13 protein-coding genes and 1 tRNA gene are annotated in these 14,174 nt (G+C 43.9%); 8 read left to right on the top strand and 6 right to left on the bottom strand.

The window, feature by feature from the left end; all coding sequences use genetic code 11:
* Positions 1 to 444: DUF2235 domain-containing protein (locus F6K52_RS19955; protein ID WP_293081442.1), on the top strand; the 444-nt coding region annotated here is incomplete at its 5' end.
* Positions 445 to 574: 130 nt separating this feature from the next.
* On the opposite strand, the gene F6K52_RS19950 is transcribed toward F6K52_RS19955, so the two are convergent.
* Positions 575 to 2,512: a glycosyltransferase family 39 protein gene (locus tag F6K52_RS19950; protein ID WP_293081437.1), complete on the bottom strand. Its 1,938-nt coding sequence runs from the start codon at positions 2,510 to 2,512 to the stop codon at positions 575 to 577.
* A gap of 101 nt (positions 2,513 to 2,613) precedes the next feature.
* Between F6K52_RS19950 and F6K52_RS19945 the strand changes: the two genes are divergently transcribed.
* Positions 2,614 to 2,964 carry a DUF565 domain-containing protein gene (locus tag F6K52_RS19945; protein WP_293081434.1) on the top strand — a complete coding sequence of 117 codons (351 nt, stop codon included), beginning with the start codon at positions 2,614 to 2,616 and terminating at the stop codon, positions 2,962 to 2,964.
* 110 nt (positions 2,965 to 3,074) lie between these two features.
* A complete protein-coding gene (locus F6K52_RS19940) occupies positions 3,075 to 4,160 on the top strand; it encodes a glycerate kinase (RefSeq protein ID WP_293081430.1) in 1,086 nt (361 codons plus the stop codon).
* A 13-nt stretch (positions 4,161 to 4,173) separates the two neighbouring features.
* On the opposite strand, the gene F6K52_RS19935 is transcribed toward F6K52_RS19940, so the two are convergent.
* Positions 4,174 to 4,245, bottom strand: a tRNA-Gly gene (locus F6K52_RS19935).
* A 430-nt stretch (positions 4,246 to 4,675) separates the two neighbouring features.
* On the opposite strand from F6K52_RS19935, the gene F6K52_RS19930 reads away from it, so the two are divergent.
* From F6K52_RS19930 to F6K52_RS19915, 4 genes are all read left to right on the top strand, one after another.
* Positions 4,676 to 5,551 carry an Npun_R2479 family HD domain-containing metalloprotein gene (locus tag F6K52_RS19930; protein WP_293081426.1) on the top strand — a complete coding sequence of 292 codons (876 nt, stop codon included), beginning with the start codon at positions 4,676 to 4,678 and terminating at the stop codon, positions 5,549 to 5,551.
* A 330-nt stretch (positions 5,552 to 5,881) separates the two neighbouring features.
* Positions 5,882 to 6,952: an ABC transporter permease gene (locus F6K52_RS19925; RefSeq protein ID WP_293081422.1), complete on the top strand. Its 1,071-nt coding sequence runs from the start codon at positions 5,882 to 5,884 to the stop codon at positions 6,950 to 6,952.
* A 141-nt stretch (positions 6,953 to 7,093) separates the two neighbouring features.
* Positions 7,094 to 8,218, top strand: coding sequence for an aldo/keto reductase (locus F6K52_RS19920; protein WP_293081416.1), 1,125 nt, complete (start codon positions 7,094 to 7,096; stop codon positions 8,216 to 8,218).
* 467 nt (positions 8,219 to 8,685) lie between these two features.
* Complete coding sequence (locus tag F6K52_RS19915; protein WP_293081411.1) at positions 8,686 to 10,491, top strand: ABC transporter ATP-binding protein; 1,806 nt, start codon at positions 8,686 to 8,688, stop codon at positions 10,489 to 10,491.
* A gap of 111 nt (positions 10,492 to 10,602) precedes the next feature.
* On the opposite strand, the gene F6K52_RS19910 is transcribed toward F6K52_RS19915, so the two are convergent.
* The 3 genes from F6K52_RS19910 to F6K52_RS19900 all read right to left on the bottom strand — a co-directional run bounded on the left by F6K52_RS19910 (position 10,603) and on the right by F6K52_RS19900 (position 13,214).
* Positions 10,603 to 11,322 (bottom strand): Uma2 family endonuclease, encoded by a 720-nt coding sequence (locus tag F6K52_RS19910; RefSeq protein ID WP_293081407.1) that lies wholly within the window; start codon positions 11,320 to 11,322, stop codon positions 10,603 to 10,605.
* A 41-nt stretch (positions 11,323 to 11,363) separates the two neighbouring features.
* On the bottom strand, positions 11,364 to 11,522 hold the full coding sequence (locus F6K52_RS19905) for a hypothetical protein (RefSeq protein WP_293081402.1): 159 nt from the start codon (positions 11,520 to 11,522) through the stop codon (positions 11,364 to 11,366).
* Between the two features lie 72 nt (positions 11,523 to 11,594).
* Positions 11,595 to 13,214 carry an HlyD family efflux transporter periplasmic adaptor subunit gene (locus F6K52_RS19900; protein ID WP_293081399.1) on the bottom strand — a complete coding sequence of 540 codons (1,620 nt, stop codon included), beginning with the start codon at positions 13,212 to 13,214 and terminating at the stop codon, positions 11,595 to 11,597.
* A gap of 291 nt (positions 13,215 to 13,505) precedes the next feature.
* On the opposite strand from F6K52_RS19900, the gene F6K52_RS19895 reads away from it, so the two are divergent.
* On the top strand, positions 13,506 to 13,637 hold the full coding sequence (locus F6K52_RS19895; protein WP_293081396.1) for a hypothetical protein: 132 nt from the start codon (positions 13,506 to 13,508) through the stop codon (positions 13,635 to 13,637).
* Here F6K52_RS19895 and F6K52_RS19890 read toward each other — a convergent pair.
* On the bottom strand, positions 13,621 to 14,174 hold a 554-nt coding region (locus F6K52_RS19890), incomplete at its 5' end, for an ATP-binding cassette domain-containing protein (RefSeq protein ID WP_293081392.1). The genes F6K52_RS19895 and F6K52_RS19890 overlap by 17 nt on opposite strands.

The following is a 14,174-nucleotide window of genomic DNA, read 5'->3' as shown; positions in this document are numbered from 1 at the left end:
GAGCATGGGTTGCACGCTGTATCCATTGATGAGCAGCGGAAAGTGTTTGACGTGACTCCAATGGACAAAAGCCACCTTTCCCCAACCCAGATTGTTCGTGAAGTATGGTTCCCAGGGGTTCACGGCTCCGTCGGTGGTGGCTCCCAGGAACAGAGCGGCTTGTCCGACTGCGCACTGCAGTGGATGATGGACTCAATCGGCAACATCGGTCTTGGTCTGGAGTTTGACCCAAGCGCAATTCCCACTGGTATCAACCTTAACTATGAAATTGATTTCAACAATAATCTGGGTCTATTCAAGTTCACAGGGCGCAAGCTAAGAGAGATTTCTGATAACTTTGATGACCTTCACGAGAGTGTAATAGAACGCTGGATGAAGCGGCAAGATTATCGACCGAGCAATCTGGCTCAAAAGCACGGCTCCAAACTCAATCAACTATTATAACAGAAGTAAGATAAGTAAAATAATGATGTCAATTTTGGTTGACTAGTCAACAGCTAATAATTAGTAATTTGTTATTTGAATAAAATTGTGAATTATGAAGTATAAAGTGTGAAGTATGACAAATAAATTTTTAATTTTTAATTTTAGAGTTATCAACAAAAACTTGTTTTGAAACCCGAATGAGTTTATAGGGGCCAAGACTCGCTAAGGTAGTATATTGCTCAGGTTTTAGCTTGGCTTTCTTTAGCCTTTTATTCCTAGCTAACATCAAAACTGAGGGAGGTGAAGGCTGAGTCACTGCTATTTCTTTCATGTAATTTCGTGCTTTTTTGCCTTTGCTCATGTAGGTGACGGGTTGCTGGGTGTAAAAAACCACACTGGGTTTTTTGAAACCAATCATAATCAATTCTTCTGACGATTGCTTTTCTTGAACAGCAATGGCAGATAATTGCCGTAGGGGTAATTGACGCACTTGATCCACTAACAAGAAAGTCGGGGTTAACACGAAAATAAGAAAGGCTAAAAATCCCACTAGGTTGACTATCCATACCCCAAACAACCAACGTCGCCACAGCAATAGTGCTGCTACAATAGCAGTTAAACTCCAAATCATACCTCCCCTCACCATTAAGCCGGATTCTTGCAACTGCTCCGGCAAGTTGGGTGCTGCTGGTCCACTACCGATATATTCCGGAGCCAAGAAAATGGCAGTGGCAAGGGCAATTAACAACAGGAGGTTAAATAGGCTACTGAGTAGCATGGATGGGGAAAGGGGCAGAGGGCTAGACCAGGAAAGGTTACTAGTATGGGTGAGTTGGTCACTCCACAATAAAGCCAAAAGAATGGCAGCAGCTGGAATTAGGGGTAGGACATAGCTGGGTAGTTTAGTGGCAGCAATGGTAAAAAAGCCGAAAATCCCTACAAACCAGAACAAAGCAAATAAACCCAAATGAGTAGAACGGGGTGAGTTACGCCACCGCACCCGCCGCCAAAATTTTAGTCGTGCGATCGCAAAGGGCAAGTAGCTCGACCAAGGGGCAAAAGCTATCAGTACTACTGGAAAATAAAAATACCAAGGCCCAGCGTGGCGGTTAACGGTGCGAGTAAAGCGTTGAATATTGTGATATCCAAAAAACGAGTCGATATAGGCTTGCCCATTGGCTAGGGTTACTAATAGATACCAAGGTAGTGTCAGAGCCAAAATAATCAAAATGCCTCTAAATAAGCACATTTCCTGCAATACTTCCCTGCCATTTCCCAGGTAAAGCAGAAAACCACCAATAATTAGTGTGGGTAGAACGATACCGACTGGTCCTTTGGTAAGGATAGCTAGAGCAATTAGCACATAACAGGCTAGGTACCAAGGGCAAGGGTATTTGTGAGGGGGTGAGGGGCTTTTAGGAACAGTTTTTTCCCTGCTTCCGAGCTCCTGTGCTCCTGTGCTCCTCTGGTTTCCATGGGCATACCCTAGAAAAAAGCATAGTAATGCACCACCCACACAGGCGCTGAGTAACATATCTGAGACACCGGTTCTTGCCCAGATAATGGTTTGAAGATTAACTGCCATCAGGGTCGAACCAATCCAGGCACAGAGCCACAACTGGCGCTGGAGATAGGAAGGGTTGATTTTGCTATCCCTGTGCTGACTAGAATCTAGATCAGGGGTAAAGGCACCAGGACGGGAAACACCATAATATCGTAGGGTGTAAAAGGCTAATCCAGTTAATGCGATCGCACTCAGGGCTGACGGCAGTCTTACTGCCCATTCGTTCACCCCAATCAACCGGTAACCAATTGCCATCAACCAGTAGATTAGGGGTGGTTTATCAAAGCGAGTCTCACCATTGAAATAAGGGGTAATCCAGTCACCTGTCACCGTCATCTGGCGAGCCGCCTCAGCAAACAAGGGTTCAGTTTCATCTACTAAACCGATGTTGCCCAAATTCCACAAAAAAGCTAGCCAGCTGATCAGGAGTAACCACAGAATAGAAAGTGTCCATAGGGTGGTGGGATGCTGTTGCCAAGATTGCCACCAATTTTTAAACCTATTAGTTAATTTAAACTTCATCAATGGGCTAGGGGGTGATTGAGGTCTAGCAGGCTATCATGAGTCCAAAAGGGATAGCATGGTCTACACGTGTGTTATTCTTGTTTCAATGAGTGTAGTAGATGCAGAATACCCGTCTTAATAATTTAGTTGATTTTTTATGGACGCGGCTGGGGCTATGGTTTGCTAATCCCTGGCGACGCCTGTCCATGATCCTGATTAGCTTTCTGTTTGGCTTCTTGGTAGGACAAGCCCTGTGTACTACAGCAGGAACTGGCCAGGAATGGATACTATCTGGGATGTTGATTATTTTTACAGAAGCAGTTAACCGGTTGATTTATAGGGTGAAATTTTCAAAAGGCCAATTAAATCAAACCGTTGACCGGGTTTCATGGTTGGCAGATCTAGTCAATTCTTTTAAAACTGGTCTGGTATACAGTATGTATTTAGAAGCCTTCAAGCTTGGCTCTTAAAATAGTAATCAGTTATTAATCAGTTAGTAATCAGTTTGTAATCACTATCACTCACTGCTTAATCCTTAGAAGGGAAATGTCCCGTGCAACTACTGACCGACAAGGGATAAATGATAAGAGACACCAAGAGCGTTGGTCCAATTCTAGAGCAGTGGGTATCAGGACAAAAACCAAATCCCCTTGAATGTCAGCAACTGTTGACTTTTGAACTCGCTGATCACCTAAAGGCAAAGGCGTTTGGCATCACAGAGGATAATGGTGAACAGGTAATCCAAGCGCGATCGCATTTGTTTGAGATAGTCTACCCAGATATTCTCGCTCTACCGTATTTTGAAACTACTCCTGAAACACAGCAAAAGACTCTCTTATGCCTCTGGAACTTCTGGCTTCCTTTAGCCATGGAGTTGGTATCCTATCGTAAACAGTTGGGACGTCCTTTGATTCAAGGCATATTAGGAGGGCAGGGCACCGGGAAAACTACTCTAGCCGCAGTCTTAAGTGTGATTCTCCACAAATTAGGCGACCGCACTCTCAGCCTGTCTATTGATGACCTTTACAAAACCTACAAGGAGCGACAACAGCTTCAAGAACAAGACCCCAGGCTGATCTGGCGTGGCCCCCCTGGCACTCATGATGTTGAGCTGGGTTTACAGCTATTAGACCAATTACGATCCCCTTCCTCTAGCCCACAAATCCTGGTGCCTCGGTTTGATAAGTCAGCTTTTGGGGGGGCTGGAGACCGAATCACTCCAGAGGTGGTCGAAAGTATTGATATTGTGTTGTTTGAAGGGTGGTTTGTTGGGGTTCGACCCATTGATCCAGAGGTGTTTGATGGCTCCGTTCCAGAACCGATTCAGACCCTGGAAGACCGAGAGTTTGCTCGGTATATGAATCAGCAACTGAAACTTTATGTACCCCTTTGGGAACGATTAGACCGATTGATGGTACTCTACCCTACTGACTACCGACTCAGTCAGCAATGGCGACTACAGGCAGAGAAACAGATGATTGCTCAGGGTAAGTCAGGGATGGGAGATACACAAATTAGAGATTTTGTAAACTATTTTTGGAAAGCTCTCCATCCAGAATTATTCATTACACCCCTGACTAGAAACCCAAATCTAGTAGACTTGGTGGTTGAAATTAATCCTGACCACACACCTGGTGTGATTTATTCACCAGGGAATGCTGGTTAGCATGGATCCAACAAGCGGATGATCGGACTCGAACCGACGACGTTCAGCTTGGGAAGCTGACATTCTACCACTGAATTACACCCGCAATCCCTTAACTATTTCTTTAACTATTATTTAACTAGTATTGGTATTATACCACTTCTTAATTGAGTCAGGGACTTGACCCGATTGAGAATTGCTAGATCAAGTCCGCAAAAATACTCATTATAAGAAAGATTGATAGGGAGATGGGGAAGATTTTTATTAAGGTTAATTACCTGGACATGATCTGATCGGGGCTTTCAGCTTGGGTTTTTGGTAAGCTGAAGACAAATATTAGCGTTCCCCATTGCTGCTGATATAGCGCCCAAGGATTACCCAGTTTAGATCTGAGAGTTTAGATCTGAGGCGTTAACCCTAAGCGACCGATACAAAAGGTTAAACTACCAAAAATTGAATTCTACCAAACGAGTAAAACTAAGCCAGTGTTATGGGAATACTGGACTAAGTCTTAGCATTTAAGTCAATCAAAAATCATGTTTAACACTACTGAAATTCTAATTAACGCCTTTGTTAGAAGACTCCGAGAAGGCTACCGCCGAACTTATGGCGGACTCAACCCTGACAACGAAGATATAATTGCTTGGGCTGGCAGCATGGCGATGGAAAATATTGCCAACAGTGATGCGCTCTATCACGATGTGGAACACTCCATCCTAGTTACCCTCGTCGGACAGGAAATTTTGCGAGGCAAACATATTCGGGAAGGTGGTGTAAGTCCTGATAAATGGTTACACTTTATCATTTCTTTGGCATGTCATGATATTGGCTATGTTAAAGGAGTATGCCGCCAAGACCAAGAAAATAAACGACTCTACGCTACTGGTCAAAATGGGGAGATGGTTCATTTACCCCAAGGGTCTACCGATGCTGCTCTGACTCCTTATCATGTCGATCGGGCAAAATTATTTATTGATGAGCGTTTTGGTGGTCACAACCTGATTGATGCCGAGTTTATCAAGCACAACATTGAACTGACTCGTTTCCCTGTGCCGAAGCAAGGGGATCATCAAGATACAGGTAACTATCCTGGATTGATTCGCGCTTCTGACTTGATTGGTCAACTGAGTGACCCACGCTATCTAAAAAAAACTACTGCTTTGTTCTATGAGTTTGAAGAAACTGGATTTAACAAAGCCATTGGGTACCGCAATCCTGGAGATCTCCGGGAAGGCTACTCTAAGTTTTACTGGAATGGGGTATATCCTTATATTCAGGATGCCTTGCGTTACCTATCCTTAACTCAGGAAGGTAAACAAATTACGGCTAATCTCTTCTCCAATGTGTTTGTGGTTGAACACTCAGAAAATCATAATGGAATGGTGAAAATGACACAAAAAGTTAATGTATAGCAGTTACCAATGGTGTGAGGTACTTAGGGTCTTGGGTTTTAGGTAACAGTGAAAAGGGCATAGGGAATATAAAAAAAATATATGTACCTCATTAATATGAAAAGCACTATATAATCAGAAGGTATTAAAGCTGAAAGCTTAAGGGTGAACGGTGTTGGGTCAAGGGTGTTGGGTCAACGGTGCTTGAACCAGATTTCGATACCATCTTATTAGTATGGGGTATGGGCTTGCACATAGCTAATGCACGGACGCCCATACTAATATCCATGCTTTTAAGACCTATACTAAGTAAACGCGAGGTGCTTTTCGCCCTTTCGGAGTCAGAATCCTATGAACTGGTGGCAAAAACTTACCAAGAACCCTCTCGCCCGTTTTGGGGCATTGCTACTATTGACCTTTTATCTAATTGTCATTGCAGCAGATGTTGTTGCTCCCTATGATCCTTATGTGTCTCAGCCAGATGGTTCCCTGCTACCACCTACCAAGATCTACTGGCGTAACCAGCAAACCAAAAAGTTTATTGGTCCCCATGTCTATCCCACAACCCAAGGACCAACGGATTTAGAGACAGGCGATCGCAAACTAAATGTAGACTGGCAAAAGCCTTCCCCAGTGGGTCTATTTGTTCCAGGTTCCGAGTATAAGTTGTTTGGAGTGATTCCCTTCAACCGTCACCTTTTCGGTACGGTGGGTGAGGGTAAGATTAATCTATTAGGTACCGATGAGCAAGCTCGTGATCAGTTTAGTCGCTTGGTGTATGGGGGTCGGATTAGTCTTTTTATTGGTCTAGTCGGAATTGCGATCTCCTTTCCCCTTGGTCTAATCATTGGGGGAATTTCCGGCTATTTCGGTGGCTGGGTCGATGGGATCATCATGCGTCTGGTAGAAGTTTTGATGACTATTCCTGGTATTTACCTACTCGTCGCCTTAGCTGCTGTGCTACCACCTGGTCTAACTAGTGCCCAACGGTTTTTGTTAATTGTTCTGATTACGTCGTTTATTAGCTGGTCTGGCTTAGCACGAGTGATCCGAGGACAGGTGTTATCGATTAAGGAGCGGGAATTTGTCCAAGCTGCCAAAACGATGGGGGCGAATCCCTTTTATATCATTGTACGCCACGTTCTGCCCCAGACAGCTTCCTATGTGATTATCTCAGCAACCTTGGCAGTTCCTGGTTTCATTGTGGCCGAGTCGGTACTGAGTTTAATTGGGTTGGGAATTCAGCAACCTGACCCATCCTGGGGAAATTTGTTGTCTTTGGCAACCAATGCCTCAATCATCGTGCTACAGCCTTGGTTGATTTGGCCGCCAGCACTGCTGATTATTCTGACGGTGTTGGCATTTAATTTACTTGGGGATGGGTTGCGGGATGCTCTCGATCCCAGAAGTTTACAGCGCTAGCTCTTGGAATACTCAAGGGGGAAGGATGGGTCGAGTCTAGAAAAAGCCTTTTTTTCTGGGTTCAATCATCAGCCTTGCTCCCCTTGAGCAATAACCCTTAGCAAAATAGTCCGAAATATTCAGAAGAAGGAAATATTTATTATGTCTGTGAATAACTATTACACCCTTGGTCGTTCTGGATTGCGCGTCAGCCGTCTAGCTCTTGGAACAATGACTTTTGGGACTGAGTGGGGTTGGGGATCAGACCGTACAACCGCCAAAACCCTATTTGATAATTACGTCGAAGCAGGTGGTAACTTTATTGATACCGCCGACCTTTATACCAATGGGACGAGTGAAACTTGGTTAGGAGAGTTTATTGCTGAACGTAATTTGCGGGACTTGATGGTGATTGCTACCAAATTTTCCTACAACGGAGAACCTGGCAATCCTAATGCTGGGGGCAATGGGCGTAAAAATATTATGCGTGCAGTGGAAGGGTCCCTCAAGCGTTTAAATACTGACTATATTGATCTCTACATATTACATACCTGGGATAGAATTACGAGGGCTGAAGAGGTCATGCGTACCCTAGATGATCTAGTTCGCTCTGGTAAGGTGCGTTATATCGGTCTTTCTGATGTTCCTGCTTGGTATGCTTCTCGTGCGCAAACTATTGCGGAGTTGAGAGGGTATGAAACGTTATCCACGCTGCAATTAGAATATTCCCTGGTAGAACGGAATATTGAACATGAGTTTGTCCCTTTTGGTACAGAACACGGTATGGGAATTATGGTGTGGAGTCCCCTTGCTAGTGGTTTACTCAGTGGGAAATATCGCCCTAGTGAAGATGGTGGAATGGGTGAAGGTCGCTTACAAGCGATGAAAGAGTCAAATAATCCAGCCTTTCAAAAGTTTAGCGTCCGCAATTGGAAAATTGTGGCAGAGTTAGAAGCTGTGGCAACAGAGGTAGGACGCAGTATGGCTCAAGTAGCAGTAAATTGGGCGGCTAACCGACCTGGTATTGCTTCGGTGATTATTGGTGCGACTAAACCCCATCAGCTTCAGGATAATCTACAGGCATTAGATTTTACCCTGAGCGAGGAGCATTTAATGCGTCTTAATCAGGTAAGTACTCCAGAATTAAAATTTCCCTATAGTTTCTTTGGTTCGGAAATGCAAGCCATGCTTCATGGTGGGCTTACCGTGGGTGATAAACCTAAAAACTACTATCCCGTAATTGAGACTAGCGGTGGGGGTGCGGGTGTTGATAGTGATGCTGAATAAATGGTAGTGATAAATAGGTAGTGACCCCAAATTATTGGGGTCTTAAATAAGTAATTTTTTATAGCAAGGGAAGTATAGTTTAGGACATACTATTTTAGTGTAAAGGGAGCAGGGAGCAGGGAGCAGGGAGCAGGGAGCAGGGAGCAGGGAGCAGGGAGCATGGAGTAGGGAGTAGGGAGGAGGTAAAAGAAATATATCCTAAGCATTGCTTCGACTGCTATAGGAAAATTTAGATTTAAAAAAACATACAAAATATTTTTTTATAAATAAAAATATTACGGTTTTATTAGGCAATCAATACATGTTTATAACTACCGTTTTGGCGACGATAAAGACTTTACAAAAGACATAGTTTTGATAAAAAAAAATTTTTTGTTTCTTTATAAGAATCGACAATTCCTTGTCTATTTCTTTACAGTCCATGTGTCAAGACAGTACCAGTTAGAGGAGACATAGGGACTGGGGACATGAAAGCATTATCACTGGAAAGTGTTACGGCAGCATCTAATCTACCGAAGGAGTCACCTCCTCAGGAGTATCGGAGTGAGTACCCCTTCCGGACACTACTTTATCTGTACCGCCAAGACCTAGGTAAAATCGGACTGTCGATGGCGGTGTATGTGATCAAACACAGTCCGGAATGGATCAGACCATTGGTGATTGCTAATGTAATTGATATTATTTCCAACCCAAGCACTCACCCACTGTCGGAGTTATGGATTAATGGTGCTATCTTAGGGATTTCTATACTGCAAAATATCCCCACCCATTACTTACACATCCGGTTTATGAGTCTGGCGACTCGCAACATGGAGTCGAATCTGCGCTCAGTAATCACCCAGCAGCTGCAACTACTTTCGATTGGGTTCTACAAAAATAACAGCAAGGGAGCACTACAAACCAAACTCTTGCGGGATGTGGAACAAATTCAAGGGTTGGCAACAACCCTGTTCCAGTTTGTCCCTTCTGCTGTGCTAACTATCTTAGTAGCAATTGTCGCTACTGCTATTCGTGCTCCTTGGTTCCTGCTGTTCTTCCTGGGAACTGTTCCAGCAGCTGTGATTCTGATCTCGATACTCAGACGACCAATTCGCGATCGCAATTCTGCTTTCCGACAACAACTAGAAGAAATGTCAGCTAGCTTAATCGAGATGATTCAGCTAATCCCAGTCACACGAGCTCATGGTGCTCAACAGACTGAGATGGAAAGGATTGATGGCAAGTTAGTGACGGTCAAAGAGGCAGCAGTGCGACTTGACTCGATTAACGCGATCACCGATGCCTCTTCTTGGGTAACCCTACGGTTATTCAGTCTAGTTTGCTTGATCACCTCAGCCTGGTTAGTCTATACCAAGCAATGGGCAATCACAGTGGGGGATGTGGTGTTACTGACTGGTTATTTTGATTCCCTGACTAACTCGATAGTGCAAATCTTAGCTGTATTGCCACAGATTGGCAAAGGTTTTGAATCCATTCGCTCAGTGGGTGAAATTATGGAGTGTCCTGACCTAGAGCGCAATCCTGGTAAGATAGCTCTGCAACAGGTGCGTGGTGAATTCACCTTTGAGTCCCTTAGTTATAAGTATCCCGATACGGAACAGTTTGCCATTCAAGACTTTTGTCTACAGGTCAATCCTGGGGAAACCATTGCCATCGTCGGACCATCCGGAGCCGGAAAATCTACCTTATTAAGTCTGATTATTGGTTTCATGGCTCCCACAACCGGAAGAGTTTTATTAGATGGTACAGATATGAGTAGCCTCGACCTACAGACCTATCGGAAATTCCTGTCAGTGGTTTCCCAGGAGACTATCTTATTTGAAGGTACGGTGCGAGAGAATATTATTTACGGCAGTCAACAATTGGATGAAGAACAGTTAGTCAAGGCGATTCAGGATGCCAATGCTTTAGAATTTATTCAGGAATTGCCCTCGGGACTTGATACTCTAATTGGGGAAAATGGGGCAAAACTTTCTGGTGGTCAACGGCAACGACTAGCGATTGCTCGTGCTTTAATTCGTAATCCACGGGTGTTAGTTCTCGATGAAGCAACATCGTCTCTAGATACTGCTTCGGAAGCTTTGATTCAGGAAGCTTTGGAACACTTGATGGAAAACCGCACAACATTTGTGGTAGCTCATCGCCTATCAACGATTCGGAAAGCTGACCGGATTGTAGTTATGGAACGAGGGCATATTGTAGAAGTTGGTAATCACCCTCAACTGCTGGCGAAAGATGGAACCTATACACAGTTACATTCATTACAGATATAGCAGTTATCAATGGGGTGAGGTACTTTAATTATGGGTTTTAGGGAGTAGGGAGTAGGGAGTAGGGAGTAGGGAAAAAATCCTGTTTATCTCATAGCTATGAGAAATGTTATATTACTCAGGCAAATCACCGAACTGTTCTCGATAACGAGCTAATAATGACTCCATTTGAGATAATTGCTCCTGAGCTTGTTCCTTTTGCTGACATTCTTGTTCGGCTGCTTCAGTAGGGGTAGGAACTAGTTGTCCAACTGCTGTAAACCAACGTAATTTTGAGTCATAAATTCCCAAATATAGTGCCAACTGTTGACTCCACAACCAACCTTCTTGATTAGGCTCAAGTTCGAGATAACAACCATCTACCAAGTGGAAGCCCTTCAATTCCAGGGTGTTGGGGTCAAACCAGAAATAGTCGGGAGTACGGAATGTATCCTGGTAGATTTGCTTCTTTAATCCTCGGTCCGTATCTGCCGTGGTAGGGGAAATAATTTCTACAATCACATTCGGATACTTCCCCTCTTCTTGCCACACTACCCAACTGTTCCGAGGTTTGCGCTCAGTTCCCAGCACCACAAAAAAGTCAGGCCCACGAAATTCTTCAGACTTACGTTGTCGAGGACTGTAATAAATAGTCAGATTTCCCGAGACATAGAAATCATCACGCTCATCCCACAACCACTCTAGGCATTGGATGAGTAGGGTCATTTGTAGTCGATGTAGATCAGTTTCCAAAGGTGGTTCGTCACTGAGTAAATCCCTAGGGGGTAATATAACATCTTCCGGTACAGTTATTGCAATTTCTGTTGGTGTTTCTAATTCTTGAGTCAAAGACATCGCGGCTAGGGTCTAATAAGTAGGTGGTACTTATAGCAATTCTACAACTTGTGAGGTACAAATTTCTGGTTTTTAGGGAGCAGGGAGCAGGGAGCAGGTAAGAGTGAAAAGGGAATAGGGAAGAGGTAAAAAATAATGTGTACCTCATGAGTCCTACAAACGCTAGAGCGAGTCAAGTAATATCTGAACAAAGTTGACAAAACTATCGATATCTGAATCGTAAGCATTCAGCTAATAAATGATTAATCGCTAATTACTAACAAAAATTGATTTCAAAGCTCTAAACCACTTTTTTGCAACTTCTTAAATGGATCGAGAACGAAATCAATAACACGACGTTGCCGGACAATAACCTCTGCTGTTGCAGTCTGACCTGGAGTTAAGGTAATCTGTTTGTCTCGGGCTTCGATATAGGGCTTTTCTAACTCTATTTCCAGTTCAAAACTTTCTAGCTTGCCTTGGTTGGTTTCTGTCATCTTTGAGTCTGGGGAAATCCAATTCAAGTTACCTTTCAAGACTCCATAGTTTTGGAAGGGATAGGCATCAAACTTCATCTTTACTGGCATTCCTACCTGTAAAGACCCACTCTCTGTAGTGGCTATTTGCGCTCGCAGTACTAGGGATGAATTCTCTGGTGCAATCTCTACAATTACCTCTCCCGGTTGGACAACATCCCCAGCCCCTTGGATGGGCAAATGAAAAACTGTGCCAGTAGCAGGAGCCTTGAGTACTCGTTGCTCTAACTGAAATTCTAAGGATTTAATCTGGGTTTTAGCCTGGGCAATTTCTGCTTCCAGGGTAGTAACTTCTGTTTCCAGGTTCTTCAGCTGTTCCTCAATTTTTAGCATCGCCAGTTTACTGCCTTGCACTAGACTCTGATAGCTACGTTTCTGTTCTTTGAGGCGAAGTTCAGCTTGCTGAATATCAGCTTTAGCTTCATGAATAATCCGCTCGTAGCCGCCTTGCTGCTCTTTGAGGCGAGACTTGGCTTGCAAAATATCGGACTGGGCTTGCATAACGCTTTGGTAGTTTTCTTTTACCAGCTGTTCCGCTTCAATGAAGCGGTCTTGTGAAATGACACCTTGCTCAAAGGCTTGTTTGTAGCGTGGGAGTCTTTCCTGGGCAGCTGATAACCGAATTAATGCTAATTTATAACTTGCTTGACTCGACTCAATGGATTGCTTAACTTGATTGATTTGCGCGAATTTTTCCTCTTTTTGTAAATTATGGATATTCTTGAGAGAATCAAGATTATACTTTGCCTGCTCCACTTGAACCTGTTTTTCCAATTCTTGAGCTTGGTTCTGTTGCTGTTGGGTATGCAGCCCCAGCATCAATTGATTCTTGAGTATGTCCAACTGCGCCAACCGATTCTGTTGACCTGTCTGTCTTTGAAGCAACTGCTCTAGCTCAGCACGAACTAAATCTGATTCTAACTCCAGTAAAATCTGTCCTGCCTTTACGATCTCCCCCTCTTTCACTTTCAGGGCAGCTACCGTTCCAGAAACTGGTGCATCTAACCTAATGGTTTTCCCCTTAGGCTCAATCCGCCCTCTGGCACTCCCGGTCTCATCTACCTTGGAGAGCATTGACCAAGGTAAGAGGGTACCGGCACAAATCACTAATAGATAGAGCAATCCCCGAGTCCACGGTCGTGGCAAGGTATTGAGCAAGTCATGGGTGACTTCAGACCAGTCATCACCGAGAGATTGTGATGAGGCTGATTGTGATGAGGCTGATTGTGATGAGATTGATTGGGTTAGTGGTGGTGTCTGATTATTGTTTAGGGACTCCGGTGACTTGGTGACTAAACTATTGCTATTTATATAGTCATCGTTTGGCTTTTTAGGAAAGCCTGAGTTAGGAAAGCCTGAGTTAGGGTCGTATGGCATAATCCACAATTGGTAATTGCTATAGCATTTTTAAAAAAGGGAACAGGGAATAGGGAGTAGGGAGTAGGGAGTAGGGAGTAGGGAGTAGGGAGTAGGGAGTAGGGAGTAGGGAATCAGGAGTAGGGAGTAGGGAGTAGGGAGTAGGGAGTAGGAAAAAAAAATATGTGTAAATTATTACTATTAAAAACGTTTTATATTATTGCAATTTGCTGATATTTATGTAAATTTTGATTTATTTTTTCGAGTTTAGTTTGACTATCAATCAAGAATGATAAAGCGTTTTTCATAACTATGAAGTACACAGCATTTTTTCCCTGTTACCGATTCCCGATTCCCGATTCCCGATTCCCGATTCCCGATTCCCGATTCCCTGATTCCCTGTTCCCTATTCCCTTTAATTATGATTTCAATCAGCAAGAGTAACGGTCAGTTGTTGCTGATTGAGATAGAAGTAGTGACCACGCTTAGCCATCAATGTCTCGTGGTTACCACTTTCGACCAAGATTCCTCGATCAAGTACTAGAATCACATCAGCTTGGCGCACGGTAGAGAGGCGATGAGCAATAACTAAGGTGGTTCGATTTTTTAAAATTGAGTTGAAGTTAGTTTGAATGATGCGCTCGGATTCAGCATCTAGGTTGCTGGTGGCTTCATCTAAAATCAACAAGCGGGGATTTCCTAGCAAAGCACGGGCGATCGCTAGGCGCTGACGTTGACCACCAGATAACATACCACCCCCCTCGCCAATCTGAGTCTCATAACCCATGGGTAGCTGTTTAATAAACTCATCTGCACCAGCCTGTTGCGCTGCTTCCATAATTTCGGCTAGGGTTGCTGAGGGATAACCCATGGCAATGTTTTCCCGAATGGTTTTGCCAAACAGAAATGTATCTTGGTTAACTACACCAATTTGCTCCCGCAATGAGCGCAGGGAAAGACTGGTGATGTCTTGACCATCAA

This window comes from Moorena sp. SIO3H5 (genome assembly GCF_010692395.1).
Taxonomy (GTDB): domain Bacteria; phylum Cyanobacteriota; class Cyanobacteriia; order Cyanobacteriales; family Coleofasciculaceae; genus Moorena.
This window is presented reverse-complemented; position numbering and strand designations above follow the sequence as displayed.